At 27.1% G+C, this 15,629-nt stretch carries 12 protein-coding genes; 10 read left to right on the top strand and 2 right to left on the bottom strand.

All coding sequences use genetic code 11. The features are described from left to right. Nucleotides 1–177: 177 nt before the first annotated feature. The 5 genes from ACQRD5_RS01735 to ACQRD5_RS01715 all read left to right on the top strand — a co-directional run bounded on the left by ACQRD5_RS01735 (nucleotide 178) and on the right by ACQRD5_RS01715 (nucleotide 6,910). Entirely contained in the window at nucleotides 178–1,773 is a 1,596-nt protein-coding gene (locus tag ACQRD5_RS01735; RefSeq protein WP_294169088.1) for a peptide chain release factor 3, read from the top strand. A 125-nt stretch (nucleotides 1,774–1,898) separates the two neighbouring features. Beyond that, nucleotides 1,899–2,285 carry a GtrA family protein gene (locus ACQRD5_RS01730; protein ID WP_291628550.1) on the top strand — a complete coding sequence of 129 codons (387 nt, stop codon included), beginning with the start codon at nucleotides 1,899–1,901 and terminating at the stop codon, nucleotides 2,283–2,285. Between the two features lie 17 nt (nucleotides 2,286–2,302). Continuing rightward, nucleotides 2,303–4,753 carry a YfhO family protein gene (locus ACQRD5_RS01725; RefSeq protein WP_291628548.1) on the top strand — a complete coding sequence of 817 codons (2,451 nt, stop codon included), beginning with the start codon at nucleotides 2,303–2,305 and terminating at the stop codon, nucleotides 4,751–4,753. Beyond that, on the top strand, nucleotides 4,729–5,673 hold the full coding sequence (locus ACQRD5_RS01720) for a glycosyltransferase family 2 protein (protein ID WP_291628546.1): 945 nt from the start codon (nucleotides 4,729–4,731) through the stop codon (nucleotides 5,671–5,673). Before ACQRD5_RS01725 ends, ACQRD5_RS01720 begins: the two co-directional genes overlap by 25 nt. 52 nt (nucleotides 5,674–5,725) lie before the next feature. After that, the gene (locus ACQRD5_RS01715) at nucleotides 5,726–6,910 is read left to right on the top strand and encodes a DegT/DnrJ/EryC1/StrS family aminotransferase (protein WP_427746462.1); all 1,185 of its coding nucleotides are present in this window, start codon (nucleotides 5,726–5,728) and stop codon (nucleotides 6,908–6,910) included. A gap of 43 nt (nucleotides 6,911–6,953) precedes the next feature. Here ACQRD5_RS01715 and ACQRD5_RS01710 read toward each other — a convergent pair whose 3' ends face one another. Then, a complete protein-coding gene (locus ACQRD5_RS01710; protein ID WP_427746461.1) occupies nucleotides 6,954–8,192 on the bottom strand; it encodes an O-antigen ligase family protein in 1,239 nt (412 codons plus the stop codon). A gap of 153 nt (nucleotides 8,193–8,345) precedes the next feature. Between ACQRD5_RS01710 and ACQRD5_RS01705 the strand changes: the two genes are divergently transcribed. Continuing rightward, nucleotides 8,346–9,524, top strand: coding sequence for a DegT/DnrJ/EryC1/StrS family aminotransferase (locus ACQRD5_RS01705; protein ID WP_291628536.1), 1,179 nt, complete (start codon nucleotides 8,346–8,348; stop codon nucleotides 9,522–9,524). A gap of 29 nt (nucleotides 9,525–9,553) precedes the next feature. Further along, complete coding sequence (locus tag ACQRD5_RS01700) at nucleotides 9,554–10,870, top strand: nucleotide sugar dehydrogenase (RefSeq protein WP_320900528.1); 1,317 nt, start codon at nucleotides 9,554–9,556, stop codon at nucleotides 10,868–10,870. A gap of 97 nt (nucleotides 10,871–10,967) precedes the next feature. Here ACQRD5_RS01700 and ACQRD5_RS01695 read toward each other — a convergent pair whose 3' ends face one another. Next, complete coding sequence (locus ACQRD5_RS01695; RefSeq protein WP_291628530.1) at nucleotides 10,968–11,480, bottom strand: acyltransferase; 513 nt, start codon at nucleotides 11,478–11,480, stop codon at nucleotides 10,968–10,970. A gap of 167 nt (nucleotides 11,481–11,647) precedes the next feature. On the opposite strand from ACQRD5_RS01695, the gene dltD reads away from it, so the two are divergent. From dltD to dltB, 3 genes are all read left to right on the top strand, one after another. Beyond that, nucleotides 11,648–12,835 (top strand): D-alanyl-lipoteichoic acid biosynthesis protein DltD, encoded by a 1,188-nt coding sequence (gene dltD, locus ACQRD5_RS01690; RefSeq protein WP_291628528.1) that lies wholly within the window; start codon nucleotides 11,648–11,650, stop codon nucleotides 12,833–12,835. A gap of 128 nt (nucleotides 12,836–12,963) precedes the next feature. Beyond that, on the top strand, nucleotides 12,964–14,472 hold the full coding sequence (gene dltA / locus ACQRD5_RS01685) for a D-alanine--poly(phosphoribitol) ligase subunit DltA (RefSeq protein ID WP_320627729.1): 1,509 nt from the start codon (nucleotides 12,964–12,966) through the stop codon (nucleotides 14,470–14,472). Beyond that, nucleotides 14,472–15,626 carry a D-alanyl-lipoteichoic acid biosynthesis protein DltB gene (dltB, locus tag ACQRD5_RS01680; protein WP_291628524.1) on the top strand — a complete coding sequence of 385 codons (1,155 nt, stop codon included), beginning with the start codon at nucleotides 14,472–14,474 and terminating at the stop codon, nucleotides 15,624–15,626. The genes dltA and dltB overlap by 1 nt, the downstream gene beginning before the upstream one ends. Nucleotides 15,627–15,629: the final 3 nt, after the last annotated feature.

The raw sequence follows: 15,629 nt of genomic DNA, 5'->3' as shown, positions 1-15,629 counted from the left end.
GGAGTTTTCATATGAATTTTATATTTATCCAAACTTAATATTGAGTATAAACTAATATATAACTATGTGTATTAAAAATTATCATTTTAAATTGTGCTACTTTAGGGTATAATGAATAACTAGAGAAAAGAGATAAACTAAAGTAAATTTAATTTGAAATTCAAGGAGGAAAGGCCGTTGGCAGATTATATAAGTGAAATAGAAAAGAGAAGAACCTTTGCTATTATATCCCATCCAGATGCAGGTAAAACTACATTAACAGAAAAATTCTTATTATATGGAGGAGCTATAAGACTAGCAGGTTCAGTAAAGGCTAGAAAGGCTTCAACTCATGCAGTATCCGACTGGATGGAAATAGAAAAGCAAAGAGGTATTTCAGTTACGTCATCAGTAATGCAATTTAATTATAGAGGACATTGTATTAACATATTAGATACACCAGGTCACCAAGACTTCTCAGAAGATACATATAGAACTCTTATGGCTGCAGATAGCGCAGTTATGGTAGTAGATGGAGCAAAAGGTATAGAAGATCAAACAAGAAAGCTATTCCACGTTGCATCTCTTAGAGAAATGCCTATATTTACCTTTGTAAATAAGATGGATAGAGAAGCTAAGGACCCATTTGAGTTATTAGAAGAAATAGAAAACGAGCTTGGAATAAAGACATATCCAATGAACTGGCCAATAGGTTCAGGTAAAGAGTTCAAGGGAGTTTATGAAAGAGACAACAACAGAATTATTGCCTTTTCAGCAGGAAATCACGGACAAAGTGCAGTAGATGCTGTTGAAGGTTCAGTAGATGACCCAAGATTTAGAGAAATATTAGGGGATGCCCTTCATGATAAACTAATGGAAGATATAGAACTTTTAGATATAGCTGGAGATGAATTAGATTTAGAAAAAGTTAGAACTGGAGAATTAACACCAGTATTCTTTGGATCAGCATTAACTAACTTTGGTGTAGAGCCATTCTTAGAACATTTCTTAGATATGACTACAGCACCACTTCCAAGACATTCAAATGTTGGAGAAATAGATCCATTTGATAAGAACTTCTCTGCCTTTGTATTTAAGATTCAAGCAAATATGAATAAGGCACATAGAGATAGAATTGCCTTTATGAGAATTTGCTCTGGTAAATTTGAAAAAGGTGAAGATGTTTATCATATGCAAGGTGGTAAGAAAATTAAACTTTCACAACCACAACAATTTATGGCTCAAGATAGAGAAATAGTAGAAGAGGCCTATGCAGGAGATATAATTGGGGTATTTGATCCAGGTATATTCTCAATAGGAGATACACTATGTTCACCATCTAAGAAGTTTAAATTTGAAGGAATTCCAACCTTCGCACCAGAACATTTTGCTAGAGTTAGACCAGTAGATACTATGAAGAGAAAACAATTCGTAAAGGGTGTTACTCAAATAGCACAAGAAGGAGCAATCCAAGTATTTAGAGAATCATTCGTAGGTATGGAAGAAATAATAGTTGGAGTTGTTGGTGTACTTCAATTTGAAGTTTTAGAATACAGATTAAAACATGAATACAACGTTGATATAAAGATGGATAGACTTCCATTTAGATATGTAAGATGGATAGAAAATAAAGATATAGATATGGAAAAATTAAACTTAACATCTGATGCTAAAAGAGTTAAAGACTTCAAGGATAGAAACATTCTTATATTCCAAAATGACTGGGGTATTAACTGGGCATTAGACCATAATAAGGGCTTAATACTTTCAGGAGTAGGTAAAAGTGAAGAATAAAAAATATAAAGAGATGGCATAAAAAAATGTCATCTCTTTATTATTAAAAATTCTTTGAAAATAAGTTATAATAAAAAAGTATTTATAAGATATAAAAAATAATTAAAGAATATGGAGGATTTTAATTGAAAATCTTAAATAAAAGGCAAATGGGAGAAATAATTAGATTTGGAATAGTAGGTGTATTAGCAACACTTATACAATATCTAGTCTATTTAATTGGATATAATTTTATTGGGACAAATATAGCTTTTACACTAGGGTATATAATAAGTTTATTTTTTAATTTTATATTATCAAATTACTTTACATTTAAAACTACTCCTAATAAAGAAAAGGGAGCAAAGTTTTTATTGGCTCATGGATTTAATTATGGATTACAAATGATATTATTGAATTTCTTTAACTTTATTGGAATTTATAAAGCATTTTCACCATTTTTAGTCTACAGTATTAGCATTCCTGTGAATTTCTTACTAGTTAGAAAAGCATTATTAAATAAAGATAAATAATAAGGAGATTAAATGTAGTGAAAAAAGTATGTAAAGACTTAGGAGTTTCTTTAGGTATAGCTTTTATGACCTTTTATCTTATGTATTTGATAAAAGGAAGTATATTATCAAGCGATTTATATAATCAAGGAATTGATTTTATAGAGTATTTTAAAAATTATTTAAATATTTTTAGTAAAGATTGGGTCTATAATTGGAATATAGCCTTAGGAGATAGTACATATGCTTTAACAATATACTATTTGCTAAGCCCATTTAATATAATTCTTAAATTATTTAAAAATGTACCAATTATAATATTATTACCAATGTTTATGACTTTAAAAATGATGTTTATGTCCTATTTTGCTTCAATATATTTTGAAAAAGTTACATCTAAAAGTTTCAGATGGATAGGAACATTAATTTATATATCTAGTTACTACATTATAGTTTATGGTAATTATCAAATAATGTGGCTTGATACATTTATATTATTACCATTACTTTTATTAGGAATAGAAAAGGTAATAGGAGAAAATAAAAAGTTATTTTATATAGTTGCTTTATTCTTCTTTATATCATCAGACTATTATTTAGCAGCTATATTAATTCCACATATAGCTATTTATGCAATTATTAGATTTATAATAATAAAAGGTTATAAAGGAATATTTAAATTTATATTTGATATGATAATAACTTCCTTATTATCAGTTTTATTATCTAGTTTTGTTCTTATACCTGCAATACTATTAATGTACAATTCTTCAAAAGATGTTGGTAATACAATTCAGTTTGGACATAATATAAAAAATGTTATTTCATTTTTTACACAAAACTATGTTGGTTTTACTATGTCTCCAAGTAATACAAATATAACATTAATAGGTATGATTACCTTCATTCCTTGGATTATTTTTGGTAAAGAAAAAATAAAAAAGCTATATTATGTGCATATATTTTTACTTATATTAGCTGTATTTAGTGATAAATTAAGTTATTTATTAAATTTAGGATATATGCCAGCAGGAGGAAATTATAGATATAATTTATTCTTAAATATTTATATAGCACTAATTCTCTTTGAAGTAATAAAAGAGTTAGTTCATGATAAAAACAAAATGCTGAAGATAGCAATTTTGGTTATGGGATTAGTAGATATTATTATTTTACTTTCAAGTTATCAATCAAAGTCTAAAAAGGTTATTTTAATTAACTTAGCATTAATAGTTATTTATTGTATTTCTCTATTTTTCATAAAGCTAGATAAAAAGAAGATAATATATATTCTAACAATATTTATACTTTTTGAAGTAACAGCTAATTTATATTATATTTTTAAGCCTAGAAATGAAGTTCAAAATGAAGTAAGAATTAGATATTCTAATGTATTAGAATATATGAAAGATAATTATGGAGCAGATAATAGAGTGGAAATAAGAGATACTTATTGGTCTTGGAATATATATTTAGCTAGTAATATAAGTGGTGTTTCTGGATATCATTCCCTTATTAATGGTAGTTATAAGGATATGAGTAATGTATTTGCTACTACTAATAAAAATACTATAAGAAATGAATTTAAAGGAAGAAATATAATAAGTAGTTTAGTTTCAACTAAATACTATTTAACAGAATTTAAATATTGTCCTTATAGAAATTCAGAGCTTATAGATGAAGCCTATGGATATTATATATATAAGGTAGACAATGAAGATTTTAAATTCTATCCGTTAGATACAATAGTAACTGGAGAATTGCCTCCATCAGTTATTGAAAAAGATAATATGCTATATAAATATTTATATGTAGATGAAGGGGAAGATAATTATTTACAAAATATAGAGAATCTTAATTTGAATAAAAATAATATTACTATAGAAGATGTAACTTCAAAAGAAATTAAGATTATTAAAAGTGGAGATTATTATATTAAGGTTCCTAAAGATACAGAAATAAGCAATATAAGTTTTAAGGTTAATGGAAATATAGTAGGAGAAAGCACAACTTTTCCTAATTTGAGAGCTGAAGAGTTAGATTATAATGAAATATATATAGGATATTTAAATTTAGGAGATATCTTAGAGTTACCAGATAATATAGTTAATGTGGCTCAATTAGTTTCTATAGATGGAAGCTATATTGTAGACAATGACAATTCACAATATATAAATATAGATAATATAGAGAAAAGTAACACAGGATTAAAGGCAAATATAGAACTAAAAGAAGATGGATTAGTTTTTTTGCCAATAGCATATGATGATAATTGGCAAATAGAAGTCAATGACACTCCTGTAGAATATTATAAGGTTAATGGAGGATTTATAGCTTTAAAGCTTGATTCAGGAATAAACAACATTAATATGATATACAGCTTTAATATTATGTATATTAGTGTAGTTATAAGCTTCTTAACATTCTTATGCATTATTATTTTCTATATATGGAGGAGAAGAAAATGGAATCAAAATGCAAAACTTTAAGTATAATTGTCCCATGCTATAACGAAGAAGAAGTTATTTCTATATTTTATAAAGAATGTTGCAAGGTATTAGACTTAATTCATGGATATAATTTCGAATTTATTTTTGTTAATGATGGAAGTAAGGATAAAACCTTAGAAAAAATGATAAGCTTAGCAGAAAAGGATGATAGAATAATATATATATCTTTCTCAAGAAACTTTGGAAAAGAAGCAGCTATTTTAGCAGGCTTAGAAAATGCTAAAGGTGATTTAGCTGTTTTAATGGATGCAGATCTTCAGCATCCTCCAAGGCTGATTCCAGAAATGCTTAAGTATATAGAAGAGGGATATGATTCAGTTGCAACAAAAAGAACAAGTAGAATTGGTGAAGCTAAATTTAGAAAATACTTTTCTAAAAAATTTTTTAAATTTATTAATATGATTTCAGATATAAATATAGTTCCAGGTTCAACAGACTATAGAATGATGACAAGACAAATGATAGATTCTGTTCTATCAGTTAAGGAATATCATAGATTTAGCAAAGGTATTTTCGAATGGGTGGGATATGATACTAAGTGGATAGAATATATTAGTGAAAATAGGATAGCTGGAGAAACAAAATGGTCTTTTTGGGGATTATTAAAATATGCTATGGAAGGTATAGTATCATTTTCTACAACACCATTAAAAATATCATCTTTAATAGGACTTATAATATCAAGCCTTAGTTTTATTTACTTTCTATTGACTTTAATTAAGACATTAATATATGGAATTGATATGCCAGGATACGCATCTACAATTTGTATAGTAACTTTTATTGGTGGGATACAATTAATAGCTTTAGGAGTAATAGGAGAATACTTAGCTAGAACATATATTGAATCCAAAAAAAGGCCTAATTATTTTATAAAGGATACAAATAAGAAAAATTGATGTATAATAAGGATAAATATGATTTCATATTTATTTAATAGGAGGAAATAACATGGATAATACAAAAAAAATACCTTTTTCCCCTCCAGATATTACTGAGAAGGAAATTGAAGCAGTAGTGGAAGTATTAAAGTCAGGCTGGATAACTTCTGGACCTACTTTAGCTAAATTTGAAGAAGAGTTAGCAGAATATTGTGAGGTTAACAAGGCAGTGGCATTAAATAGTGCAACAGCTGCAATGGAACTTGTTCTTAAGGTTTTGGGTATTGAAGAAGGAGATGAGATAATAACTACTCCTTACACATATACAGCAACTGCAAGTGTAGCAATTCATAGAGGTATAAAGCCTATCTTTTGTGATTTAGCAAAAGATTCATTCTTTATGGATTATGATAAGTTAAGTGACTTAATAACTGAAAAGACGAAGGTAATTATGCCGGTAGACTTTGCGGGAATACCTTGTGATTATGATAAAATAAAAAGTATATTAAAAGAAAAAAACAGAGAAGATATAGTTATTTTAGTAGATTCAGCCCATTCATTTGGAGCAAAGTATAAAGGGAAAAGAGTTGGAGGTCAATGTGATTTTCATACCTTCTCTTTCCATGCAGTTAAGAACTTTACAACTGCTGAAGGTGGAGCTATAACATATAATGATAATAACTTTGCTGGAAGAGAAAACTTATTCCAAGATTTTAAATTTACATCATTACATGGGCAATCAAAGGATGCCTTATCAAAAATGAAGGCAGGGGCTTGGGAATATGATATAATAACAGATGGATTTAAATGTAATATGACAGATATAAATGCTGCTATTGGAAGGGCTCAATTAACAAGATATGAAGGTATGCTTAAGTACAGAAAAGAAATCTTTGATACTTACACAAGAATATTAGAAAAAGAAGACTTTGCCATAATACCAGATACTGAATTTGAAGATGGTACAGAAAGCTCATATCATATTTATCCATTAAGAATTAAAGGATTTAATGAAGAAAAGAGAAATTTACTTATTCAAAGATTAGGTGAAAAAGGAATTTCAACAAATGTTCACTTTAAACCATTACCTATGTTTACATTATATAAGAATTTAGGATATAAAATAGAAGATTATCCAAATGCTTACGCTCAATATGAAAATGAAATATCGCTTCCAGTATACAGTACATTAGCACTAGAAGATGCTAAATATGTAGCAGAAGAGTTAATAAAAGAAGTTAAAGAAATTCTATAATTAAAAAGGCTGAATCAAGAAAAATTTGATTCAACCTTTTATTCTAATTATCATTATCTAATATAGAAATTAAATATCCGCCTAAGGACCAAAATATTATAGAAATAAAGCTAACATTATAAAGAATAGTACTTTCCATTAGATTAATAAAAGCAATTCCTAAAAATAAAGCTAATAAAATAGTGAATTTAATCTTACTTTTACCACTCAAGTTTTCAATTTTTTTATTTAAAAATAAGAATATTGAGGCTATAAGAGCTATTATTATTAAACATGAAAATATACCATTAACAGTAGTTAACTGTATATATATGTTATGAAGGCCACCACCTTCAATTCCTCTTAAGTAATCTGTTTTAAATTCATCCATCATTGGTATTAAGTTAGAAGTACCAATACCTATAAATGGATATTTTTTAATAAGTATAAAAGCCGTTTCCCAAAGAACTTCCCTACCATGCATAATATTATATATCTTGTCTGGATTAAAGAATAACCAAGTACCACCTGCGAATATTGGAACTAATATTAAAGCTATTCTAAATATAATATTTCTATTATAAACAAAAATAAATGTAAAACCTAAGGCTAAGATAGCTAAATAAGTGCTTCTTCCACCAGAAATTATAACTGTTGCAAATTGAAGTATAGAATTAACTGTCATAATAATTTTAAAAGCTTTAGATTTAGTTTGAAAAATAGCATATATAGATAAGATAAATGCAATTCCAGCTGATATTCCTAATGCATTTTCATTATTAAATAATCCAGTATAGACTATAGAATTTTCTACTCCATACCAAATTGGTTCTAATATAATTTTAATTTCTTTTCCCAATAAAATCATACCCAAAGATATAGAAGATAATATAAAGGTTAGTAAAAGATAAAAATAAACTAAAACATTAAATTCATAACTTAATTTAGATTTTTTCTCTGATGTATCAATGGAAAAAAACACAGTCAATAACATAAGGTTAATAACCCATACTTTTATGTTCTCAGTAGATGGATAAAAAAGTAAAGTTAGTATTAATGTTAAACCTAAGAAAACATAAGTTATAATATTTATCCAATGAATTTTTTTACCTTTAAATATAATTTCAAAAAAGTTTATTACAACAAGAACTAATCCCCATAAGATGGATATCTTAGTTAGTATATTAATTCCTGGAATGAAGGTTAATGCTGTAATAAAAGAAAAAGTAGTAAAAAGATATAATATCTTAAAATATAGCTTATTATTAAGGATTGAATAAGTCTTTAAAAATGTATCTTTCATATTAAGCACTCCTTTAAAAATTATAAATATTATTTTACCATTTTATTCTTTAAAAGTATAATTAATTTTTTTATAAAGTTTGTATATGTTAATTATTGTGGTAAAATATTAATGTTAGTTTTATATTATTAGAAAATAAAGGAGCGTATAACTATGAATATACCATTAATAGATTTAAAGGCTCAGTATGAATCATTAGCTGATAAATTAAACGAAGCTACTCTAGGAATATTGTCATCAGCTAATTATATTATGGGCAAAACAGTATTAGACTTTGAAAAAGAATTTGCAAATTACATTGGAGTAAAGCATGCTATATCAGTTGGTAATGGCACTGATGCCTTAGTACTTGCTTTAAAGTCTATTGGAATAGGCGCTGGAGATGAAGTTATAACGACTCCATTTACTTTTTTTGCAACAGCAGAAGCAATATCAGCAGTAGGAGGAACTCCAGTATTTGTAGATGTAAATAAAGATACCTTTAATATAGATACAACAAAAATTGAAGAAAAAATAACTTCAAAGACTAAAGCTATAATGCCTGTACACATATTTGGACAAAGTGCAGATATGGATGAAATAAATGAAATAGCTAAGAAACATAACTTAATGGTTATAGAAGATGCATGCCAAGCTATAGGTGGTAAGTACAAAGGAAGAAAAATAGGAACGCTTGGAGATGCAGCATGTTTTTCCTTTTTCCCAACTAAGAACTTAGGCTGTGCTGGTGATGGTGGAATGATAGTTACAGATAATGATGAAATTGCTACTATCGCAAGAGCCCTTAGAACTCATGGAAGTGGAGAAAATGGTCAAAAGGCTTATAACTTACTTAATAATATAGAAGAAGAAGTTCAAAAAGCTGAAAGTGCTAACGACACAGTTTATAATCCACTTAAGTACTATAACTATTTAATTGGATATAATACTAGATTAGATGCTATTCAAGCAGCAATTTTAGATGTTAAAATAAAAGAAATAGATAAGTGGAATGCTAGAAGAAGAGAAATAGTTAAAGCTTATAATGAAGCTTTACAAAATAATGCTTTAGTTACTCCAGTTGCAAAAGATTATAATGAGCATGTTTATCATATGTATATATTACAAAGTGAAAATAGAGAAGAAGTAATAGAAAAGTTAAAAGAAGCTGGAATCGCAACAGGGGTTTATTATCCAGTACCATTACATCTTCAAAAGGTTTATAAAAACTTAGGATATAAAGAAGGGGATATGCCAGTAGCAGAGTATTTATCTCATAGAACTTTTGCTATACCTGTATATCCAGAGTTAAATGAAGAGCAAGTTCAATATATAATAAGTAAATTAAAATAATTATTCCATTATGTTTAGGAGGAAAAATAATGTCAGTTTTAAAGGACGAATTATTACAAAAAATTAATAATAAAACGGCAAAAGTTGGTGTAGTAGGCTTAGGTTATGTTGGATTACCTTTAGCAGTAGAAAAAGCAAAGGCTGGATATGAAACTATAGGTTTTGATGTTCAAGATCAAAAAGTAGATATGGTTAATAAAGGACAAAACTATATTGGAGACGTTGTTGATTCAGAATTAAGTGAATTAACACAAAAAGGAATTTTAAGAGCAACTACAGATTTTAGCTTTATAAATGATGTAGATACAGTATGTATTTGTGTTCCAACTCCACTTGATTTATATAAGCAACCAGATTTATCTTATGTAGTAAAATCAACAGAAAATGTTGCTAAGTACCTTCATAAGGGAATGATAGTAATACTTGAAAGTACTACTTATCCAGGAACTACAGAAGAAGTTTTAAAACCAATCCTAGAAAAAAGTGGATTAAAATGTGGAAAAGATTTCTTCTTAGCATTCTCACCAGAAAGAGTAGATCCAGGTAACAAGCACTACAATACTAAGAATACTCCAAAGGTAGTAGGTGGATGTACTGAAGAATGTACAGAAGTTGCAGCTGCTTTATATGAAAATGTATTAGAAGGAGAAATTCATAGAGTTTCTTCACCAGCCGTAGCTGAAATGGAAAAAATATTAGAAAATACTTTTAGAAATATAAATATAGGTTTAGCAAATGAAATGGCTATTCTTTGTAACAGAATGGGAATAGATGTATGGGAAGTTATAGATGCTGCTAAAACTAAGCCATATGGATTTATGCCATTTTACCCAGGTCCAGGACTTGGTGGTCACTGTATCCCTCTAGATCCTTTCTACTTAGAATGGAAGGCTAAGGAATACGATTATCATACTAAGCTTATTGAAACATCAGGTATTATAAATGATTCTATGCCAGACTTCGTTTTAGAAAATATCATGAAGATACTAAACAAGCAAAAGAAAGCTTTAAATGGATCAAAAGTATTAGTTATGGGATTATCTTATAAGAATGATATAGATGACTATAGAGAATCACCATCCTTTAAGGTAATAGAATTATTAGAAAAGAATGGCGCAGAAGTTATAGTTAACGATCCTTTCTGTGCTACAGCTAAGTATAAAGGCAAAACTTATTACTCAGTAGACTGGAAAGAAGTAATAGATGAATCAGACATAGTAGTTATAACTACTGGACACACAGTTTATGACTATGAAGAAATAGTAAATAGATCAAAAGTAGTTTACGATACAAGAAATGCAACAAAAAATGTTGTTAATAACAGAGAAAAGATTCATAAACTTTAGTGTGCAAAGCACAATTTAAAATGAAAAATGTAGAATATAGAATTAAGCAAAAAACTCCCTGAAAGGGGAGTTTTTTATACTATAAAATAGTTATAATTTATTTATTTCTATATTTTATTACTTTCGCTGGATTGCCTCCAACTATGGCATAAGGTTCTACATCTTTAGTTACTATTGCTCCAGCAGCTATTATTGCCCCATCTCCAATAGTTACACCAGGCAATATTATAGCTCTGCTACCAATCCAAACATCATTTCCTATTGTAACAGGCTTTATTTCAGACTCACCTTGCTCATACATTGGTATATCAATTCTATCATATTTATGATTCCTAGTATAAATTTGAACATCTGGACCCATTAACACATGATCACCTATGTAGGTTGGACCTTGAATAAATGCATTAATTCCTATTCCAGAGTTATTACCAATAGTTATATTAGAATCAAAATTAGCTCCAGATTCAATATTAACATTTCTTCCTATTTTACTAACAAAGTTATTAACTAAAAAATATCTTATTTTTCTTGAACCAAAAGAAAGCTTAGCATAAGAATTAGGAAGTTTTTTGCCTATAAATAAGTATAGTATCTTATATAATTTTTTCATTAGTAAATTCACCTCTATAGAATTATAATATGGTAATTAAGATTTTAAAAGCTTAATAAATAATTAAAAAGTTTTAAAAATATTTATATTATAGTGGTATATTTGGGAAATTATGATAAAATATTTAATAGTTAGTAAATATTTAAAAAACAGGATAGGAGTTTTATATGAAGAAATTTAAGTTTTTTTTGATACCAATAGTTTTTATATTTTTATTTATAAATATATTTAATATAGCAATTAATAAAAAATACAAGGAATTAGTAGAAAGTAAAGATTTAACTTCATTAAAGCATAGTTACAATGAAATTATAAGAGATAGAGGTGGAGTACTTAAGGACCAAATGCATAAAGAAAATGACTTAATGATTTTAGGTTCATCGGAATTAGCATCACCAGTAGATCAACTACCTACTAATATATTTCCATTTAGTGGAGCAGAATATGATGTTAGTATATATGGACGAGCTTATACACAATCACTTCAACATGCAACTATAATAAGTAATATTCAAGATATAAGTGCCGATGATAAAATTGCAATTATTATTTCATCTCAATGGTTTAATGATGAACCTGGAATTAAATCTGAAGATTTCTTAGTAAACTTTTCAGAAAAACAATTCTACGATTTTTTTAATAATGAAAAAATAAAGAAAGAGAATAAAATCTATTATGCTAAGAGAATTTCTGATTTGCTAAGAAGTAGCGGAGAATATAATGAAGAAAGAGTATATGCCAATTTATATTATAGAGATAACCTTATATCAAAAATTGGGTTAACTTTTTTAAGTCCATATTATAAATTTAAAAATTATATGTTAGATATAAAAGATAAGGTTCAATCAATTAAATTATTAAAAAATTTATCTAATAAATCACAGAAAAATATAAAAGAAATTAATTGGGAAAATGAGTACAAAAAAGCAGAGGATGAAGGTAAAAGTAAGGTTACTAATAATGATATATATGTAGATGATGATTATTATGATAATAACTTAAGAAATGTGTATGATAGCTTAAAAAATAGATTAGAAAATATTAACCTACTAAAATCAAAAGAGTTAGATGATTATAAGTTTTTATTAGAGATTTGCAAAGATAATAATATAAAACCATTAATAATATTAATGCCAGTAAATGGATTTTATTATGATTATTTAGGGTTCAGTAAGGAAAAAAGAACCGAATTTTATGATACTTTAGAAATCATAGCTAAAGAGTATGACTTTGAAACATTAAATTTACAAAATAAAGAATATGAAAAATACTATATGTATGATGTTATGCATTTAGGATGGAAGGGATGGTTAAATATAAATGAAGAAATGTATAAGTACTTTAATGAAAGATAAGAAAGAGCTTATAGATAGTATAATTTTAACTATAATACTTATTTCTATATTTTTAATATTTGTTCTATCCACACTTAAGGATTTGCCATTTATATATAATCAATTTTAATGATTTAAGGGGAGTAATTATGAGATTATTAGATAATGTGAAAAAATATTCTGACTTAGGAAGATTAGCTGTAGTTTGCGATGGAGAAAAATTAACTTATAAAGAATTAGATGAAATGTCAGATTCAATGGCAACATATTTAATTAATGAATTTGGACAAGATAAATCACCTATTGTTATATATGGTAATAAGGATAATTTGATTTTAGTATTAATGCTAGCAGCATTAAAGTCAGGAAGAGCATACGTTCCATTAGATGTAACCTTTCCTATAGAAAGAGTTAAACAAGTAATTAATGAAGTTGAAGCCAAGGTTGTGATTAATTTTACAGAAGAAAATTTAGAAGCTTCATATAGTAAAAGTGATATAGAAGGAATAATTAAAAATCACAAACCACATTTTGTATCAAGAGAAAATTGGGTTAAAGATAATGAAAATGCATATATCTTATTTACATCTGGAAGTACTGGAAAGCCAAAAGGGGTACAAATAAGTAAGAATAATTTAGATTCATTTAATGATTGGTTTGGTAAATATATGGATTTAAATCATGATATAGATGTTATGCTAAATCAAGTATCCTATTCCTTTGATGTATCTGTGATACCAATATATTTAGGATTAATACATGGAAAAATATTAAATAGTTTATCAAAAGATACTTTAGAAGACTTTAGACTTTTATTTAAGAATTTAAAAGAATCAAATTTAAAGTATTGGGTTTCAACACCAGCATTAGCAGAACTATGCATTAGAGATATGAATTTTAATAGCAGCTTAATGCCTAATTTAAAAACTTTCTTCTTTGCAGGAGAAGTACTTTCTAAAAAATTAGTTAAAGAACTAATGGTAAGATTTAAAGGCGTAAGAATAATAAATGGATATGGACCTACTGAAGGAACAGTATTATTATCAGCAATAGATGTTACTGAAGAAATGCTAGAAGATGAAAGATCTATTCCAATTGGATATCCACTAGATGGGGGAATATTAAAAATTGTAGATGATAAAAATGAGGAAGTTAAACCAGGAGAAAAAGGTGAGTTACTAGCATTAAGTAAAAGCATTAGTAAGGGATACTTTAATAATGAAGAAATGACCAATAAGGTTTTCTTTAATGAACTAGTAAATGGAGAAGTCTATAGGGGATATAGAACAGGTGACGTAGCTTACTATGATAATGGAATCTTATACTATTGTGGTAGAAAGGATTTTCAAATAAAGTTAAATGGCTTTAGAATAGAAATAGAGGATATTGAAAACAATCTTAGAAAAGTTTCAAATATAAATAACTGTGTCGTGTTACCAGTATATAGGGATGAAAAAATATCACACTTATCTTCTTTTGTAACATTAAAAGAAGATAATGGATTAAGTAGTTTAAAAAATTCAATATTAATAAAAGAAGAATTGAAAAAATATATTCCATCATATATGATTCCAAGAAATATAAAAGTAATAAAAGAATTCCCTATAAATACAAATGGGAAAATAGATAGAAAGAAGCTTATGGAGGAATTTAAGTAATGAAATTAGCACAGTACGGAGATTATTTATACTTATATATATTACTTTTATCCTTTATACCAGCAATAATACTTGGAATAAAAGGCAAGAATAATAAGTACTACGGTATTCTATTATCAATACTTATGGTGGGAATAATAGTTGGAACTGGTAAGTATAATATGCTTTTATTTATTATGTTCGTTGTTGGAGAATTCACAGTAATATATTCTTATTTATTTATCAGAAGAAAAACAGATAATAAGATAATATTTTACTTAGCATTATTAGCATCTATGCTACCTGTAATAATTACTAAAACATCAGTGCTTACAAAGTTTGGACCAATAGGCTTTATAGGCTTATCATATTTAAACTTTAAGGCTATACAAATGATTATAGAAATATATGATGGGGCAATAAAAGAAGTTAAGTTCATAACTCTAGTATATTTTATAATTTTCTTTCCAACCTTAAGTTCAGGGCCTATAGATAGATATAGAAGATTTGAAGAGGATTTAAATAAGACTATAGAGAAAAAAGAATATTTAGATGATTACTTATATATTGGAATAAGAAAAATCATTATTGGATTAGGATACAAGTTTGTTCTAGCATACATAATCAACACTATGTGGATGAGTAAAATTCCAGCAGATATTACCTTTCTAAATGGATTAAATTATATGTATGCTTATAGTATGTATTTATTCTTTGACTTTGCAGGCTATAGCTCTTTTGCTGTTGGAACAAGCTATATATTAGGTATAAAGACTCCAGATAACTTTAATAAACCTTTCCTAAGCAAAGATATGAAGGAATTCTGGACAAGATGGCATATATCCTTATCAAAATGGTTTGGAGATTATCTATATTCAAGGATTGTATTAAATTCCATGAGAAAAAAGAGATTTAAAAGTAGATTTACAGCCTCTCATGTAGCACAAATAATTACTATGTTAGTTATGGGAATATGGCATGGACTAAGCATCTTTTATATAATATATGGATTATATCAAGGAATAGTATTAGTATTAACAGATATAATTCAAAGAAAATGGAAGTATTATAAGAAGCATAAAAAAGAAAAATGGTTTCAATATTTACAAATTGCAGTTAACTTCAATGTAGCATGTTTTGGGCTATTCCTATTTTCAGGATGGCTTTTTAGATAAAAA

This window comes from Clostridium sp. SGI.024, assembly GCF_050315195.1.
Classification (GTDB): domain Bacteria; phylum Bacillota; class Clostridia; order Clostridiales; family Clostridiaceae; genus Clostridium.
Note: the sequence above shows the minus strand (reverse complement) of the source record. Positions and strands in the feature narration are given on the sequence as shown.